The organism is Shewanella sp. 1180_01 (assembly GCF_052850535.1).
In genome coordinates, this window is record NZ_VXCT01000064.1 from 1 (window position 1) to 17,569 (window position 17,569).

General features: G+C 49.6%; 11 protein-coding genes. 4 read left to right on the forward strand and 7 right to left on the reverse strand.

Features of this window, described 5'->3' with window-relative positions; genetic code table 11:
* The first annotated feature begins 356 nt into the window (after window positions 1-356).
* Window positions 357-827 (forward strand): hypothetical protein, encoded by a 471-nt coding sequence (locus FW758_RS21480; protein WP_126492775.1) that lies wholly within the window; start codon window positions 357-359, stop codon window positions 825-827.
* Between the two features lie 93 nt (window positions 828-920).
* Here the strand turns inward: FW758_RS21480 and FW758_RS21485 are convergent, their stop codons facing one another.
* The 7 genes from FW758_RS21485 to FW758_RS21515 form a co-directional block, all read right to left on the reverse strand.
* Window positions 921-2,165: a dicarboxylate/amino acid:cation symporter gene (locus FW758_RS21485; protein ID WP_446446459.1), complete on the reverse strand. Its 1,245-nt coding sequence runs from the start codon at window positions 2,163-2,165 to the stop codon at window positions 921-923.
* Window positions 2,166-2,567: 402 nt separating this feature from the next.
* A complete protein-coding gene (locus FW758_RS21490) occupies window positions 2,568-3,440 on the reverse strand; it encodes a DUF7281 domain-containing protein (RefSeq protein ID WP_446446460.1) in 873 nt (290 codons plus the stop codon).
* On the reverse strand, window positions 3,428-4,648 hold the full coding sequence (locus FW758_RS21495; RefSeq protein ID WP_011845750.1) for a hypothetical protein: 1,221 nt from the start codon (window positions 4,646-4,648) through the stop codon (window positions 3,428-3,430). The genes FW758_RS21490 and FW758_RS21495 overlap by 13 nt, the downstream gene beginning before the upstream one ends.
* 48 nt (window positions 4,649-4,696) lie before the next feature.
* A complete protein-coding gene (locus tag FW758_RS21500) occupies window positions 4,697-5,350 on the reverse strand; it encodes a hypothetical protein (RefSeq protein ID WP_071939957.1) in 654 nt (217 codons plus the stop codon).
* On the reverse strand, window positions 5,350-9,024 hold the full coding sequence (locus tag FW758_RS21505; protein ID WP_446446461.1) for an ATP-binding protein: 3,675 nt from the start codon (window positions 9,022-9,024) through the stop codon (window positions 5,350-5,352). The genes FW758_RS21500 and FW758_RS21505 overlap by 1 nt, the downstream gene beginning before the upstream one ends.
* A gap of 371 nt (window positions 9,025-9,395) precedes the next feature.
* Window positions 9,396-10,016, reverse strand: coding sequence for a response regulator transcription factor (locus FW758_RS21510; protein ID WP_432371646.1), 621 nt, complete (start codon window positions 10,014-10,016; stop codon window positions 9,396-9,398).
* A complete protein-coding gene (locus tag FW758_RS21515; RefSeq protein ID WP_446446470.1) occupies window positions 10,016-11,968 on the reverse strand; it encodes a sensor histidine kinase in 1,953 nt (650 codons plus the stop codon). Before FW758_RS21515 ends, FW758_RS21510 begins: the two co-directional genes overlap by 1 nt.
* Before the next feature lie 407 nt (window positions 11,969-12,375).
* Here FW758_RS21515 and dsrO point away from each other — a divergent pair, with 407 nt between their 5' ends.
* The 3 genes from dsrO to FW758_RS21530 are packed head-to-tail and all read left to right on the forward strand — an operon-like array spanning window position 12,376 to window position 17,373.
* Window positions 12,376-13,158 carry a sulfate reduction electron transfer complex DsrMKJOP subunit DsrO gene (gene dsrO, locus FW758_RS21520; RefSeq protein WP_446446462.1) on the forward strand — a complete coding sequence of 261 codons (783 nt, stop codon included), beginning with the start codon at window positions 12,376-12,378 and terminating at the stop codon, window positions 13,156-13,158.
* On the forward strand, window positions 13,148-14,230 hold the full coding sequence (nrfD, locus tag FW758_RS21525; protein ID WP_446446463.1) for an NrfD/PsrC family molybdoenzyme membrane anchor subunit: 1,083 nt from the start codon (window positions 13,148-13,150) through the stop codon (window positions 14,228-14,230). The genes dsrO and nrfD overlap by 11 nt, the downstream gene beginning before the upstream one ends.
* Before the next feature lie 35 nt (window positions 14,231-14,265).
* A complete protein-coding gene (locus tag FW758_RS21530) occupies window positions 14,266-17,373 on the forward strand; it encodes a molybdopterin dinucleotide binding domain-containing protein (RefSeq protein WP_446446464.1) in 3,108 nt (1,035 codons plus the stop codon).
* The last annotated feature ends 196 nt before the right edge of the window (window positions 17,374-17,569 follow it).

Here is a 17,569-nt window from a genome sequence, read left to right on the forward strand (position 1 = left end):
CTGCTAAATTAAAAAGCCACTCTATTGAGTGGCTTTTTAACAAAATAAAACCCTAAAAAGCCAAATAAAAACATTTAAACCCATCATTTAACACATGATTGATTCCACACATCCCAACTTAATTTCACCTTATTGACTCGTTAATCAGCACTCATTTAAATCTTAATACGGCTATTTGTAATATCTATTTTTCAACTTGTTGCATTAAATATTTAGATATCAGTCATACGGTTTAAATCCATTAAAAATACTTACCCAAAGGCGTAAAAAAAATCTATAATCGCCACCTTTTTGACAAACTTGTCACTAATGCATCTATCCGTAAATAACCATCCCTGTAATCGCAAGGTAGTAAAGTGAAAACACAGTTACTGGCTCTCATGCTCGTCAGCCATATTGGCTACGCCCATGCCAAGGAAGATTTGGCCTCAACTCTAAACGCAGAAGGAATACCACTGAAGAGTCATAGCATCGATTTTATCGATAAAAATCTCAAATTAACCTTGGCCTGTTCCGTTGGCGATCTGCAACCTAGTATCAATGTCACTATGTCGGAATCCTTTGCATTTTATGGTGATCCTAGCGTACTCATCATTACCAGTGGCGAACAAATCAAGCTGAAATTACATGGTACTGGCTCACTGATGAATTTCAGCAGCGGGAGCGCAGCCAACCCAGATCTATGGGGAAGTTTAGGTGAGCTCCAATCTCAAAAATTACACCTTGAAGCGGTATCTTTTCGCTCTAGTAAATACACTAGTTCAGACTTAGTCGCCGTAGGCTTTGCCGATGCTGTGGCTAAGCTCAAACAAGATTGTGTCCAGTAGGCTCCTCAGCCAGCATTTAATAGAACAATATGAACAAAAAAGCCACTAATGACAGTGGCTTTTGCATTTATAGCATATGACTTAACGTCCAGATTAGCTCTTCGCTAGTTCAACCTGATGCACTTTCTCGGTTTGGTCCACTATGGTCAATACCGCAGCATCACCTACCACGTTACAAGAGGTCAGCACCATATCGATAATGCGATCTAATGCCGCAACTATCGCGAAGGCTTCTATCGGTAAACCCATTTGATGGATTAACACGCCTATCATCACCATACCGCCGCCAGGCACACCGCCGGCGCCGACAGAGAGTAGGAAGATGCTAAATAGCAGCGAAGGTAATTGATCAGAGGTGATAGGCATGCCAAAGGCGTTAGCGACAAAGAAAATCGCGATAGTGATGTAAATCGCCACACCGCCCATGTTCATGGTCGCGCCGAGTGGCACACCAAAGCCTGCTACCGCGCGATTCACACCTAACTTTTCGGTTAAGGTGCGCATAGTCACAGGAATCGTCGCATTCGAGCTTGCGGTCGACAGTGAAAATAGTACTTGCTCTTGGGTCTTCTCGCGGAAGGTTTTGGCCGAAATCGGAGTGAATATGCCCACCGCCATTGGGTAAACCACAAAAATCCACACTAGTAGCAGCGCGAGGATCAGCACCATGTACTCAACTACGCTCATAAACACGCCAGCATCTAAGGTCGCGCCGAGCTTGAACATCAAGGCAAACACACCGTAGGGCGCTAGACTCATGACAACAGAAATCAGCTTCATCATGATTTTATTCGCGGTTTGAAAACCTTGCACAGCGCCAGCGACATGCTCACCGAGTGACTTAATCACCCCACCAAGCATTAGGGCCATAAAGATCACTTGCAACATATTGCCCGACATAAACGCCGCCACAGGGTTACGCGGGACTATGTCGACAACTAATGCCATCAAACTTGGCAGCTCAGTTGCAGTAATGGCCAGGCCGTCTGTGCTGCTCATATCGACGCCTTTACCAGGATCGAGTAACAGCACGACTAATAATGCCGTCGCGATCGCGACAAAGGTATTGATGATGTAAAAACCAAAGGTCTTACCGCCTAAACGGCCAAAACTTTTGAGATCTTGCAGCTCACAGACACCACAAACAATACTCACAAACACTAATGGCACGACTAGCATCATGATCATATTGACGAACATAGTGCCAACGCCGCCGGCAAGCTCGACCAAATTGTCCGAGAAGAAGCCGATATCGTTTAAGAAGTACTGCACTATTGTGCCGAAAATAAGACCCGCAAACAGACCTATAAAGATCCGCGTCGAAAGTGATTTCATCATGCTTGTGGTTTCCCCAGAAATGTAGTTTTTTTGTTATTCATCTTCCATGATGAGCACAATTGCCAATCCATTTTTGGCTTAGGCAGGGGATAGTGAAACATGCTAGCCGTTAATTCAATGAATAAATTTCACTTTTTCATCTTAAATTAAGCTAACCGCATCACGGAAAATTAGTAATAAATTGATTTTAAATGACAAATAATAATTATGCTCAATCAATGAGCAGACTAAAGACTTATTTAAAACTGCACATTTAAACAGAATGAAAACCAATAAATCACAATGTAAACATATTAAAAACAATTAGAAAATCAACCTCAGTCTTAATGACTAAAATTCAACTTATAAAAGAATTTAAAACTAGATAATTACACTAACGCAGAGAGATGGAATGCGTGATGGCTAAATATATGGCACTAACACTAGTTCAAGCCCGTGAGCTAGCAGGTGTTGCTGTTTGATGCTAATACTGTGTTGAGTTAACCAAAAAGCTAATTCTTGCCAACGCTTTAAATCGGCATGCTGAAGATATTTGGTCTGTTTCGCTTGCTTGTCGAAATCATAGGTTGAATTAATTTGCCCAATGCCCAACAACTCGGCAGCAGCCGTCAGCGCAAGTTGCGGCACAAGGCAATGGGTCACCCCCATTAAGGTATGGGCGATTTGTAGCCCAGCGGGATCTAAGTCGGTAAAGGCGATAATCGGCAGCTCACCTGCCATCGTTTGCAAAAAATGCCGCACGCCAATCGGTGAATGATGACCGCTGCCACGATAAATGACCATGAGGTTTGTTAGATCCTCAGGTAAACGCGCTTGATGGATAACATCAAACACATCCAAGTTTTCAACCACTAAGATGGCTGCGACATGAAGTTCACGACAATGTTTTTGTGCTTCATCCAAAGGAATACGCAGCGAGGATAAAGCGGATATTGCAACAGGTGGCGATTGAAAGCCCAGAAACTTGAGTAACACATACTCGGCTTCGGGGCGGATCTTGGCGAGCTTCTCATTATGACTTTTGGCGGACATCGCCATGCGATCGACATTAAAATCCAGATCCCGGAGATCAAGTCCCATTAGCGCCAACACGCCTTGCCTTAACAGATCAAAGTCTTTGGGTGCGAAGCACAAATGTTTTTCAGACTCATCTAACTCGCCCACTTCTAACTCGCGGTAAATCGCGCGCCAGTTAGCCGTGAGCTTAACCTTTACAGAACGCTTAATAAAAGCGTTCTCCAACAGCTGTAATTGTTGCTGACCTAGGCTAGCCATAACTCAACATCGCGAATGATAAAGTTACCGCTATAGATGGGATGCGGCTCACCTAATGGCTCAAGCTCAAAGTAAGCTTTGTGTTCATCGGGTAGGCCTTCGTAGCCGCCAATCACTTGATAAATCCAGCTCTCGGCTTCCCAAGGCAATGCCTTATCCACCAAATATTCCAGCGCAGATTGGCGCAGGCCAGACTCAATTACATCGACAAAATACTCATCCACCGCCTGTTTAAGCGGATTATCCGGCACATCAAAATCTTCACTTTGGGTGAGTGACACGGACGCATCTCGCTCACGCACCGCTTCAATCACGGGATGACGACTAATAGCTTTAATGTGCGCGACTATGCCCATCAACTCCAGTTCTTGGCTGGCGTTGTGCACGTCTACTGCAGCAGGCGCGAGCAAGATTTCAGCGCGATTGAATAGGCTTGGAATTTCCTTGTGGGACACATGGTCCGCAGGACGATAATCCGGATGCAAGTCAGTGTAGAGTAACCAGCCCTTGAGCAAACGGGTACGGCCACGGATTTGCCTGAAGCGACCTAAGAGTTCGAGTAAACGCCCCTGCACTACGCTCAGTTCCTGGGCGCAGTCGCTCATGGTTTCTTGCAAAGTCGTCACTAAGAGTTTGCGCAGCTCTCGGATATCGCCGGCGATTTCGCCAAGCTCACTAAACTGGAACATCTCTAAGCCATTAAGCAATTCAGAGACTTGGCTTTGGGCTAATTCGTTTTCACGGATCTTTGCGTTGATTGTACCGACATAACCGAACTCGTTGTTGATCCGGCCCCAGAGCACACGAATCGAATAACGCAGACTGTCGGCAAAGCTATAAACATGCTCACTCAAATCCGACAAATAGGCTTCGGCAGCGCTGTAATCTGAGCTGTGACGGGCTTCTTTGTAGTGGTCGGCCAAGGTTTTAATAGTCGCTAAGGCCGAACCGACGTTAGAGTCGATTTGGCGATTACGCTCGTCGCTTAAACCTTCTTCGAGCAAGGCACGCACAGAACGCTTAAGCCGCAGCTCCTGATCTGGCTCTGGCCGCCACAAAATGCCGGCCTGTTTGAGCTTTTCAACCACGCTTGGATCGTGGGCATCCTCATTAAGAGAACCCGCCAAATAGGCGTCCATAATGATGTCAGCATGGCGACCTAACTGCTTTAGCAGCTTAACCCCCGCCTGATGTAAGTTACTGCTCATCACGGCCTCCTTGGTCGCAGCTTTTACCTAGGTTTAATCGTGCCAACATTAGATTAAGTCCCGCTGAGTCGCCGTTTCTGCCTGCGCTTCTAGGCTTAGGCCTTCGGTTTCGTCGATAAACCGAATGACTTCATACAAATAATCCAGCTTGCCCGTGGCGATATAGATTTGCTTCTCCGCATTGGGGCGTACTAAATAGCCGAGTTCGACTAAGCGTTTGAAGACTAATTTGATTTGCGCGTCGCTGTTAGTGCTGGTCGAGCCAAATAAACGATATTGGCTGAGCTTGGCTAGCTGTTCACGAAACGCCGGCGTGTCTTCGATGCGGCTTTGCAGCTCAGTTAAACGCACGGGCGCACCTTCGCTCAGCGGCGCATCTTGACCACTGGCCTCTTGCACTAATACCAGCCATTCCACCAGCGGGATCAATGCCTGACAGATATCTTTAAACTGCGATGAAATCACTTTGCGCTCGCTATCGCCAAGCTGCAAATAACCACAGAAGAACACATCGCCTTCGGCGGCGGACGCCACGGTACGGTTGATCTGGTTTAAATAGCCTTCGACCCGCTCGCGGGTGCTGCTATTTTTAAGGGCGCGCCAGCCTTCTTCATTGGTGGTGCGGCAAATAAACTCGCCCTTGAGTAACAGTTCAATCAAAGCGCCAGTACCGACTAATACGGTTTGAGTTGCATCGCTCATTAGATGGCCTCCTTCGACAAACGCTTATTCAACATGTCGGCTATTGGGTTCACCTTAGGCTTAACCACCTGCAACTTCTTGGTTTGTTTGTTGATAATATAACGATTGGCGAACAAGTTCAGCACCTCAGACTCTGGGTTCGGGAAGGCGCCCAGCACACAAATATTGTTGTTTTCGCAGGCGTCGAAAATCTTCTTCACGTTGGTATGGTGCAAAGTGCCCAGCTCATCAATTGGCCAGTGAATGGTCACATCGGCGCGGCCACGCAGCAAGCGTGTGAATGCCAACAGGAACTTACACAAAATCAGATATGCCATACCGTGGCTTGAGGATTCGTTAAGCTGTCTGTCGGTGCGGATAATCAGATCGCTGTTACCTTCTTTAAGGCGCAGCTCGATTTCCAGCAACTTAGATATGCCCCCCGTTAACGCAGCGCGGCCGATAATGTCTAAGGCCCGGCGCATGCTGTTGGTGTAATCCTCATCGGGCAAGCCATTAAAGCCATCGGCTTTCCAATGTTTAAAGGCTTTGACGAACTGTTCAAGTTCAGGCCAGAACTCTAACTCGCTGATGCGCGAACGAATACGTACCGCCGACTCAGACACGCCTTCGAGGAATAACTCTTCGCCCACTTCGCGGGTAATACGCGCACTTTGGGACGCGATGCGACGGTCGATATCGGCTAATACATCATAGAAGGCAGTTAAGTCGACGCCGAAAATCCGTCCTTGCTCGCGCAGCGCAGTAATCGATTGCGGCACTATCACGTTCAGCAATTGCTCAAGCTGTGGCACTAACTTACGGTAATCCAGCAGACGAATGCCTTTGTCGTTGATAAAGCTCGATTCTTCGCGGGCACGCTCCCAGGTTTCGGCAAGGCCCGAACCTGACTTGCTGGCGATCACTGAGTCGAAATGCTCTACATATTGCTTCACCGAACCCATCAAGTAATCGCGTTTCAGCAGCAAATCTTCACCTTGGCGCAGACGCTCGCCTAGGCTACCTTGGGCTTCTTCGTTATTGGTCGGCAACTTAAGCTCGGCGAGTTTACGCATTACTGCACGTAACTTAGTTAAGTTTTCGGAGGCTTCAACCTGCGCCGCATCGGACGCTTTACGCTCGGTTTCGAGTTGTTGACGGCGAGCTTTAACATCTTGAGTTTTGGCCTTAAGCTGTTGATCGATTTCCGATACTGCGCGCTTCACATCTGCAAGCTGAGTTTGCAGTTTAGGTTTACGCATCAGCCAAGTGTGCTGATACCAATCGTCAAAGCGCAGTACGTCGCTGCGACGCTGCTCGGCGCGGCTAATTTTGGTTTCCAACTCGCGAATTTGTTGCTTGAGTTTGAGGATATTCTCCTCATCCACACCGCGGGATTTAAGCTCGTTTTTGTACCAAGTCTCACAGGCTTTCTGCTCAATTTTGGCGCTTTCGCGGCGGCCTTCAATGGTCGCTTTAATTTGGCCGAGTTGATTGTCGAGCGCGCCGATCACTTCCTGCCAATAGGCTTGTTTTTCCATGCGCGCTTCGAGCGCTTGCTCTTTTTGCTCTTCGAGCCAGAGTTCGTGCTGATGTTTAAGCTGTTTTAGCTCACCATCGAGTTGAGTCAGTCTTTGTCCCGCATGGGCTTTGCGCTCGCTCAATGCTTTGTTGATTTTCTCTTGCTCGCTGCGCTTTTCATCAAATAGGCGACGCAGATCGTCACGGCTATTTTTGTAAGCCGTGCGGGCAAAGGTCAGTTCACGGCTGAGATTATCCAGCTCGCCATTAATCGCCACTAGCTGAGATTCGGCCTCGGCCTGCATTTCTTGGGCGCTAGTGTGGGCTTCTTCGGCTTTGCTTAACCGAATCCGCAACTCTTGTTCGGAGGCGGCATATTCAGGCACATCGATCGCTTTAAGATCTAAATGCACGCCAAAGAAAGCTTCGCTCGATTCATTCACTAAGCTTGGATGTAAATCGGTGCGATGCAGCAGTTCAGGCGCGATCACTTTACCTAAACTTTGCTCCCAGCCTTGGGCTTCCTTACGCAAAAATTCCAATAGGGTGTGGGATTGCGGGAACAGCATGTGGTGCAGTTCATCCAGCGCAGTTTGACGCTCGTTCACCCTTAAGGTGGCGATACGCAAGGCTTCGTTGGCTTGGTCGCGTTTGGCTCTGAGCTTGCGTTCATCGCTGCTTAAGCGCTCGACCTTGGCATTGCAGCTTTCTTGCTCTTCATCTGCGCGGTGAATACGTTCGTCGAAAATCGCTAGGCTGAGCTTTTCTTCTTCGGTGTAAGTCACGCCGTCGACTCGTAATTTAAGCTCCGCGGCAGTGAGTTTGAATTGGTATTCCTGCTCGCTAAAGCTGGCCTTGCCCGCATCCATTTGGTTGCGCCATTGCAGCTCTAAGGCGTCGATATCGGTGCGCGCCACTTCGCGTTGCTTATCGCGGGCTTCGCGCTGTTTGTCTTGGTCGGCATGCAAACCTTCTAGCTCGCGGTTTAACTGCTCACCAATCTTACTGCGACGGGCATTGTAGGCCGCCTCGATATCTTGGTGCTTCTCGGTTTGCAGCTTATGGCGTTCACTTAGGTTTTCAACATCGGTGCGCCAGTTTGGCAGCATCTCAAGATCGGCCTTAGCTTGCTCTATGTTGGCATCTAAAAAGGCGCTGTGCTGATCTTCAATGGCATCGAGTTCGTACTCGCACTTTGCCACATCGCCCTTGGCAGCGGATAAGTCGAGGTTGAGCTCATCGCGCTGCTCTTTCCATTCATCGTCGAGCAATCTGAGTTTTAAATTCAGCTCTTTAGATAAAGTTTGCTGAATATCTTGGCGATCGGCTTCTAAGGTTTCATCGTTACGATAACCACGGGACAAGCTTGATAAGCGCAGTTCGGCGCTGAGCAGTTGGTTAAATTCTTGTTCGAGTTTTTCAAACTCAGGGCGAATGATTTCAAACCCTTGAATAAGTTGGCTTTCACGGATCCACGCTTCAACGCGCTGCGGATTCAAACGTGAGCTGGGCGGGTTAACCCCGTCTTCCTCCAAAATAGCGGCGATCATGGATTTGACCGTCTCCATCTTGCCTTCTTTGGAGTGCACCGCTTTGGCGAGTTTTTCGATGTGGCGCAGGGAATGCTCGCCCTCACACAGGGCAAATTGGCGGGCATAGCCGCGCAGTTCGCTGCGGTTGCTGCCCGTACTTAATAGGGTGCGATCGTTTTGGATAATGGCGCGATATTCGCGGGTGTTGAGCAAGTTAGTGGTGGCGATGCCGGCACGTTTTAAATCACGGCCTAATTCCGCCATGGTGTGGCACAGAATAGTGTCGCCGTTTTGCGATTTAATATAATCGCTTAGCTCAAAACCTTTGGCGATAAAGCGATAGTTAACGCCCTTGCCATCGCCCGCCGAAGCCAGCACGGCTTGGTACAGTAAGCCATCGGCCTTTTGATATTCGTAAATGATGTAGCTTGAATCGTGTGGCAAGTACCAACGCTCGAAACTGTCGCGGGTCGAAGGCACCACGCGGCTTGGGTATTCGCCATAAAAAACAGGGACTAGACGTTGTAATGTCGTCTTACCCGAGGCGTTAGTACCACAAATGTTGGTATGGCCATTGAGGGCGAGTTCCACAACGCCCGGAAGGTGCGTATCAATCAGCACAATACGAATCAAGCTTGCCATTTCATTCCTTATGCAAACGGGAGTGTCTTATCTAAGCTGCAGAAGCCTTCTACAGGACAAAGCAAAACAATCCAAGAGGGCCACAGACCTTAACAAGCACGGTAAAAAAGTGCTGTTAAAATCATGGCCTAAAAATAGTGCCCCTAAAATAAGGCAATCGCGGTGTATTGGCAATTAAGCGGCGCGACACTAATGCCATGGCTCACAGTCTTTACGCCTCGAATTAGGCTCAGAACTAAGCTCTTCTTTACGCTCATAACTAAGCTCATAACTAAACTACTAGAAAAGCCAATACTAACCGCCAATGATACGATAACTTAGCCCTAATAGGCGGCTAACAAAGCGGCAATTAGCGCAGTAAAAGGTAAATTTTAGCGGTTATCTTCAAGGCGCAGGCGTTCGGCGATCCGGCTATAGATCAGCATCATTTCCGCCAGCGATCCCACTTGCATGCCTTTCATCAAATTGGCGCGGTGGATCTCGACCGTGCGCATGGCGATACAAAGGCTATCGGCGATCTCTTGGTTCTTCAGACCTTGGGCAATCAGGTTGAGTATTTCCCGCTCCCTTGGCGTGAGTGCTTGATACGTCTCAAGATACTGATTGTCTTGATGATGCGCCTTGGTATGTTCCAACGCTTTGACAACTGCTTCGGCTAACTTAGCGCCATCGGCGGGCTTTTGAAAAAAATCCACCGCACCGAGTTTAAGCGCTTCAACCGCCATAGGCACATCGCCATGGCCGGTGAGATAAATCACAGCTAGCGGACTATTTTTGGCGACTAATTCAAGATGCAACTGCGGGCCACTCAAACCCGGCATACGCACATCGACTAACGCACAACCCGGCAAGGTTAAGTCAACTGCGGAAAAAAAGGCTTCGGCGCTATCAAAGTCGGTGATCTTAAGGCCATAACTTTCAAGCATAAAACGCAAAGAGCGACGCACTGAGTCATCGTCATCGATTAAATACACAGGTAAGGCAAGACTCATTATTGAGCTCCATTAGGTTCAGGTTTACGCGGTATAGCCACCTGCGCTTGGCAACCGCCACCCATAGCGCTTTCTAGGCTAAACGTCCCGCCATGGCTCTCGGCAATATCGCGGCAAATCACTAAGCCTAAACCTAATCCCTCTGATTTAGTGGAATAAAAGGCTTGCATCAGCAGGCTGGCAGCTTCGGTTAAACCCGTGCCATTATCCGTGACGGTCAGCAAGAGTGTGCGTTCTTGATAGCGAAGATCGATATCGATCGTCGGCGTGTATGGCTTTTGCGTGATGATCTGTTTGGTGCCACTGGATTCAAGCTCTAGCCGCTGAACGCAGGCGTCAAAGGCGTTTTTCAGCAGGTTAAGCAACAACTGCTGCATGCCGACTTCATCGAGGGACTGTAAATAGGGCTCGCCGCTCACATTCACGGCAAGATTGATTTGATGTTGTTCAAACTCATAGGCGAGCAGCGGCACAGTCTCATTGACCAACTCATGCAAATACAAAGCTTGTTTCGACACAGGACGCTTCTTCAACAGGTTGCGTAAACGGCTGATAATGCTGTCGGCTCGCGTGACTTCCTGCTGGATCAACGTCAATACCGATTGCAGTTCCTCAGGGCTAGTACCCCGCTGTAATCGCACTTCGGCGCCATGACAATAATGGCCAATCGCCGCCAAAGGTTGATTCAGTTCGTGGGAGAGACTCGCGCCAAGTTCGCCAGCAATCGCAATGCGCTGGGCATGTTCCAGTAACGCGCGGTTTTCAGTGAGCTGGCGCTGAGTGTTAATTAACTCGCGGCCGCGACGGCTAAAACGATACTCCAACCAGAAATGGTACGCATTGAGCAGCACCAGAATCGCCAGCACAAACCAAGCCCATTGTTGATGTAACTTGACCCACTGCCACGCCCTTTGCCACCAAGGCGTTTGCAGGGGATGCATGTCGAGATCTTTAAGTAACTGATCGATCGCCAGCTGACTCACGGCCGTGGTCCAACCCGCAGAATCGGCCGTCTTAGCGGCGAGGTGATCTTCGGGCAGTGCCAGCAGCGCTTGGGTCACGCTTTTAGCTAAAGATTGCGAGGCGCGATTGGTCTTCGCCATGGACCAGTTGGGATAGAGACGAGTCGAGACTTGGCAATGAAATCCCACCGGAGTTTGGTTATCGAGCACCCGATAATGGCCGATATTAATCAGCCCTTCTGCCTGCATCTGCTCAAGCTGACACACAGGCACTACAGCCGCATCCAGTCGATTGTCTTTCGCCGCATCATTACCACTTTTTTGATCATCTAACTGATACAACAGATTATCTAGCGGGAATCCCAGCGGAATGATCTCACCCACAAAGCGAGGCAAATCTATGCCCTTTAGCTGCGCTTCGTACACTAAGGTCAAGTAACCGCCGAAGGCATTTCTCGACACTATACCGAGTCGACGTCCCTTGAGATCCGTTAAAGTCTGATAGGGTGAATCGGCGCGCACCACCAGCGCCGAACCCACTTGTATCGCCGCGCCATTATTTAACGGGCTGCGCAGGGTTGCCAACCAAGTGAGAGAATATTGCCGCGCCAGCAACACGGATTGCCCGGGGTTAGTGATCACAAAATCGAGCCCTTGGGTTTCAACGCCCTTAGCGAGCTCATCGAGGGTGAGAGGGTGTAACCTAAAGTAACTGTTGGGAATTTGGGTTTCAAGCCAACCCATTAACGGCTGCCAGCGGTTGATGGTCGCCTTATAACCGCGGATGGCTAACACGCCCACATCGACCACTTGATAACCGGGCTCTTCGGTAGCGACTGGCGCAACAACCTCTGCGTCCATGACATCCGAAAGCGCGCTTTGATTCTGCGGCTCTACGGCGAACACGTTTGCCGAAGCGAGTAAGCACGCTAATAACGTGATGAACACCTTAGTCCTAAGTGACATCCTTAAAATCATTCGCTGTGTCATCTCAGGCTCGATTGAACCTTGAATTGATAACGGCCACTTGAGTGACATCCCTGAGCTAAACACTGTTTTCATCATCCTAAATAACGTGAAGTGCAATCCTTTATCCCCAATCACTCAAATTCAACTCAACTTCAACTCAAGCTCAGATCCAGTTAAAAGCAGATCCAATTCAAATTGCAAGCAGGCCAAACTTAAGTTTAAAAGCCGTAAAAATAAAACCCTATCATTTTGAAGGCTATTCTAACGGATATTTGTTGCGCTAGATCAAATCCACACCCGATATGTGGAAAACCACTATAGTTATGCCGCTTCGCCTTTTACAGAATGCCTCTAAACCTCGCCATAAACCTTAACTCAAGGTCTATGAGCCAGTTTATTCGCCATCTGCAAGAGTGAAGGAAATCTGTATGGACAAGAGTAAACGTCAGTTTCTCGGCAAAATGGCCAGCGTCAGTGTTGGCGCCGCACTCATCCCTGTGGTGCAAGTGTATGCACAGGATGATAAGCGCAGCCCTCAAGTACACAGTGCCAGCGAAGGCCAAGTGGGTAAACGTTATGGCATGGTGATCGATCTACGCCGCTGCGTGGGCTGCCAAGCCTGTACCGTCGCTTGCACTATCGAGAATCAACCGCCCCTAGGGCAATTTCGTACCACAGTGCAGCAGTATGAAGTCTCGCAGCAGGAAGATACCACGCCGCCCGCCTTTTTGATGTTGCCAAGGTTGTGTAATCACTGCGAAAACCCGCCCTGCATCCCAGTTTGTCCTACGGGCGCGACCTTCCAGCGCAAGGACGGCATAGTGATCGTCGATAATGAATGGTGCGTTGGTTGTGGCTATTGCGTGCAAGCCTGCCCCTATGATGCCCGCTTTATCAACCACGACACTAATACCGCCGACAAATGTACCTTCTGCGCCCATAGGTTGGATGCGGGATTACTGCCCGCCTGCGTCGAAACCTGTGTGGGAGAAGCCCGTGTGATTGGCGATCTTAACGATCCCCACAGTCAGATAAGCCAACTGCTCGCCACCAATAAAACCGATATCAAGGTACTTAAACCCACGGCCAACACTGCGCCACGGGTGTTCTACATCGGCATGAGCAGCGCTTTTGTGGACAAGATCAGCGGCCAAGCCCCCGTTAGAACCTTACTTACCGATACTGGCGAGGAGATCCACCATGGTCATTAAAGAAATCTTTACCCCAGATATCGCCATTACTTGGCTACCTTGGGCGGTGCAATACTTTTTTATGATGGGTCTGGCCTATGCCAGTGTGTGGGTGGCGGCAATACACTTGTTTAGTCACGCGAAACCCGATTACAGACTGCTGAAACTCTGCGCCTGTTTAATGCTGACCGCAGGTATCGTCGCGCCTATTGCCTTGCTCGCCGATTTACACCAACCGCTGCGGGCTTGGCATTTTTATGCGCAAGTTCGCCCCGATTCTTGGATGTGGTATGGCGCCTTTTTACTGCCGGTATTCTCGGGCACCAGCGCGCTGTTTGCTTGGCTATTGCTGCGTCAATATCTGCCTAAGCACACCGCGCATCAAGACTCAGATTGGCTGAGTCGTATCGGCCAATTACTGAGATTCGGTGATTGGAACAGTGACAAATTCATCAAGCCGATCGCACTGATCACGGCCCTGAGTGCCTGCAGTATCGCCCTCTACACTGGCATGGAAACCATGGCCATTAAGGCGCGGCCACTGTGGCATACCTATTGGCTGCCACCTTTAATGGCGATGAGCGCCCTGCTTGCCGCCTGCGGCACTTTGGCGGTATTGAATCGATTATTAACAGGCTACCAACAAAGTACCCAAGACAAGCTATTACTCTGGGTAAGGGCCAGCTTTGGTCTGTTCGCCCTGTGCCTTATCGGCTGGGCATTATTCGATAAGGGCTCGGCCCCTGAAGCCGCGTTATTGCTTGAAACCAGTCCAAGTTGGCAACTGGCCGCGATTTGGGTACTGGTCACACTCGCCGTGCTGGCACTGATGCTCGCCATTCGTCACTTACCCAATGTGGCGATGTTAGTCGTCAGCCTCATGGCCATTCACTTAGCATGGGGATTTCGCTGGATAGTGCTCATCCAAGCGCAAACCGATCCTAAATACGGCGCAGGGACTTACCTCTATCAACTGCCTTGGGGACCCGAAGGGCTATTAGGCATAGCCGGCACCTTCGGCCTTTGGCTGGCATTAATGGCGCTGGTCTCCGAACTTATTCGCCACACGCCTGCGGCAAAGCTTGCTCGCTGAGCACCCAATTAGTTTACAGAATGAAGGAGTCCATCATGGATAAGAGTAAACGTCGTTTTATCAAAGGGGCCGCTGTCACGGGTGGTGTGGGATTATTTGCCGCGGGTTATAGCCATACGTTAGCGCAAATGGGCAAAGGTGTCGTCAATGGCACCTCGGGGAAATCGACCCAAGATCCGCTGCATGGCAATTCCTTAACACCTGAATACAAAATCGATTTACAGTCAGGTCAGCTGATCAGCAATGACGATCAGCGCGTCGCCAATACTATGTGCTTAGGTTGCTGGACCAAATGCGGCGTGCGCGCTCGTATCGATCAAAAAACCGATAAGATCATCCGCATCAGCGGTAATCCTTATCATCCGTTGTCATCGCGGGAACATATCGATTTCGATACGCCAATCAAAACCGCATTTGTCGGACTAAGCGCCTTTCAAGAACAAGGTCTACAGGGGCGTTCCACCGCCTGCGCTCGCGGTAATGCCATGTTAGAACAATTGGATAGCCCGCATCGTGTTACCCAATGTCTTAAGCGCGTGGGTAAGCGCGGCAGTGGCCAATGGCAGAGCATTAGCTTTGAGCAGTTGCTGAATGAAGTCGTCGAAGGCGGTGATTTATTTGGCGAAGGCCAAGTTGAAGGCTTAAGAGCGATTCGAGATATCGCCACGCCGCTCGATGCCAATAATCCGGAATACGGTCCTAAGGCCAACCAGTTACTGGTCTCGAACGCCTCAGATGAAGGACGCGATGCCATTATCAAACGTTTTACCTTCAACAGCTTTGGCACGCGAAACTTTGCCAACCACGGTGCTTATTGCGGGTTTACCTACCGCGCTGGTGCAGGCGCTTTATTGGATGATTTGAAAAAATACGCCCACTTGAAGCCCGATTGGGACCATAGCGAATTTTTACTCTTTATCGGCACCTCGCCGCAGCAATCGGGCAATCCCTTTAAACGCCAAGCAAGACAATTGGCTAACGCGCGGGTGAATAACAGCAATTTCAGTTATGTGGTGGTGTCGCCCATGCTACCCAATACCTCGAATCAACCTTGCGCGGGTAACAATACTTGGTTGCCGATCCGCCCCGCCACCGATTCGGCACTCGCCATGGGTATGTTGCGCTGGATTATCGATAACCAGCGCTATGCCGCCGATTTTTTGAGTGCGCCCAATGTCGATGCCGCAAAAGCATCAGGTTACCGTGGCTTTAGTAATGCAGGCTTCTTGATAATCAGCGAGCCCACCCATCCAAGATATGGCCAATATCTCTTTGCCAGCGATCTTGGCTTACCTTTCGACGGCAAAGCCTACGGCGAGGAGGACTCGCAGTTGGTTGTCGATGCAATGAGTGGCAAGATAGTTTTGGCTAGCCAAAGCCTGAAAGCCAAGCTCGACGTTAATCAAAGCGTCGACACACCTAAGGGGGCGATTGCGGTTAAATCCAGCTTCAAACTGTTAAGCGAAGCGGCGCACAGCTTCGAAATGGAACACTATGCCAAGGAGTGCGATATCAGCGAAGCGCAGATTATTGCCCTCGCAGATAAATTCACCAGCCATGGCACTAAGGCTGCAGTAATCTCCCACGGCGGCACAATGAGCGCCAATGGTTTCTATAGCGCGTGGGCGATCATGATGCTCAACGCTATGATAGGTAACATCAATTTAAAGGGCGGTGCATTAGCCTCCGGCGGTTCCTTCCCCGCCTTTGGTAAAGGCCCAAGGTATAATCTGCAGGAGTTTGACGCCATGGTCGAGCCTAAGGGCGTATTCCTATCGCGATCTAAATTCCCCTACGAGAAAACCTCAGAGTATCGCCGTAAAGTCGAAGCGGGCGAATCGCCTTATCCCGCTAAAGAGCCTTGGTTTCCGATTTCATCGCCCTTGCTTGGCGAACATTTAACGGCGGCGGTGCACGGTTATCCCTATCGACTCAAAGCATGGATTAACCACATGGGCAATCCAATTTATGGTCAAGCGGGTTTAGGGGAAGCTATTGGTGAGCAACTGAAAGATCCTAAGGTGCTGCCGCTGTTTATCAGCATCGACAGCTTTATCAACGAAACCTCGGTGCTGTCGGACTACATAGTGCCCGACACCTTAACGTACGAGTCTTGGGGCTGGACCTCAGCATGGCAAGGCACGCTAACCAAAGTTGCCACAGGTCGTTGGCCGATTGTCGAGCCAAGAGTCGCGAAAATGGCCAGTGGCGACGTGGTGTGCATGGAGTCTTTCTTGAGCCAAGTGGCGATGAAGTTGCAACTACCCGGCTTTGGCGAAAATGCCGTTAAGGCCGCCGATGGCAGCTTACACCCGTTAACGCGCGCAGCGGATTACTCACTTTACGGCGCCGCCAACGTGGCCTATTTAGGTAAAGCCGTCGCCGATATCAACGCCGAGGACATGTATCTTAGCGGTGTAAGCCGCATTCAAAGTGAACTCAATACCAGACTCACGCCTGATGAAGTCAAAAAAGTCAGTTACTTATTTGCTCGTGGAGGCCGTTTTGAAGAAATGCGCGGTGCACGCGATGACGTGGGGAATCCGAGTAAAGTCTGGCCTAAACCTATGATGCTGTGGAATCCCGACGTCGGCAGTCGTCGCAACAGCCTAACAGGGGAATTTATGAGTGGTTGTCCGCGCTTATATCAACCCGCCTTGGCCGATGGTACGCCGCTCGATAGGGCGTTTGATAAGTCACAGTGGCCTTTGCTGATCAGCAGCTACAAGTCCCATACCATGAGTTCTATGAGTATTGGCTCGGATCGTTTACGCCAAGTGCACCCTAATAATCCGGTGCGACTGAACGAGAAAACCGCCACTCGCCTTGGCATCAGCACGGGCGACACAGTAAAAATCAGCACGCCTAACGGCAGCGTGATCGCTTTAGTGGAATGTGTTGCCGGAGTGCACCCTGACTGCATCGCTATCGAACATGGCTATGGCCATAAAGAACTCGGCGCGCGGGACACTGTGATTGACGAGATTAAAATCGTCGCCAATCCACTGATCCGAGTCGGGATCAACATGAACGACTTAAATCTGTTCGATCCCAGTCGTCACGGCCGCTATCCGCTGGTAGACTGGGCTAGTGGCGCCTCGGCAAGACAAGGCCTACCCGCTAAGATTGAAAAACTAAGCTAACCGCCGAACATAGATAACACTTAAGAAGCTGCCATTGGCAGCTTTTTCTATGGCATTCATTCAACCTAGATTACTCGAGTAGCATGCTAAAATTCGTTATCCGCTCTGCCGCTACGTCTGGTCGGGCTAAAACCAAAGCCTAGTCGAGCTAAAACCAAAGAAAAGTGATCTTCTTTTGCTCAATTTAGGTATATAG

Coding starts and splice junctions, on each gene's coding strand:
- FW758_RS21495 (WP_011845750.1), bottom strand. CDS start 4,648: ATGAGCAGTAACTTACATCAGGCGGGGGTTAAGCTGCTAAAGCAGTTA.
- FW758_RS21515 (WP_446446470.1), bottom strand. CDS start 11,968: ATGACACAGCGAATGATTTTAAGGATGTCACTTAGGACTAAGGTGTTC.
- dsrO (WP_446446462.1), top strand. CDS start 12,376: ATGGACAAGAGTAAACGTCAGTTTCTCGGCAAAATGGCCAGCGTCAGT.
- FW758_RS21530 (WP_446446464.1), top strand. CDS start 14,266: ATGGATAAGAGTAAACGTCGTTTTATCAAAGGGGCCGCTGTCACGGGT.
- FW758_RS21485 (WP_446446459.1), bottom strand. CDS start 2,165: ATGATGAAATCACTTTCGACGCGGATCTTTATAGGTCTGTTTGCGGGT.
- FW758_RS21500 (WP_071939957.1), bottom strand. CDS start 5,350: ATGAGCGATGCAACTCAAACCGTATTAGTCGGTACTGGCGCTTTGATT.
- FW758_RS21505 (WP_446446461.1), bottom strand. CDS start 9,024: ATGGCAAGCTTGATTCGTATTGTGCTGATTGATACGCACCTTCCGGGC.
- FW758_RS21510 (WP_432371646.1), bottom strand. CDS start 10,016: ATGAGTCTTGCCTTACCTGTGTATTTAATCGATGACGATGACTCAGTG.
- nrfD (WP_446446463.1), top strand. CDS start 13,148: ATGGTCATTAAAGAAATCTTTACCCCAGATATCGCCATTACTTGGCTA.
- FW758_RS21490 (WP_446446460.1), bottom strand. CDS start 3,440: ATGGCTAGCCTAGGTCAGCAACAATTACAGCTGTTGGAGAACGCTTTT.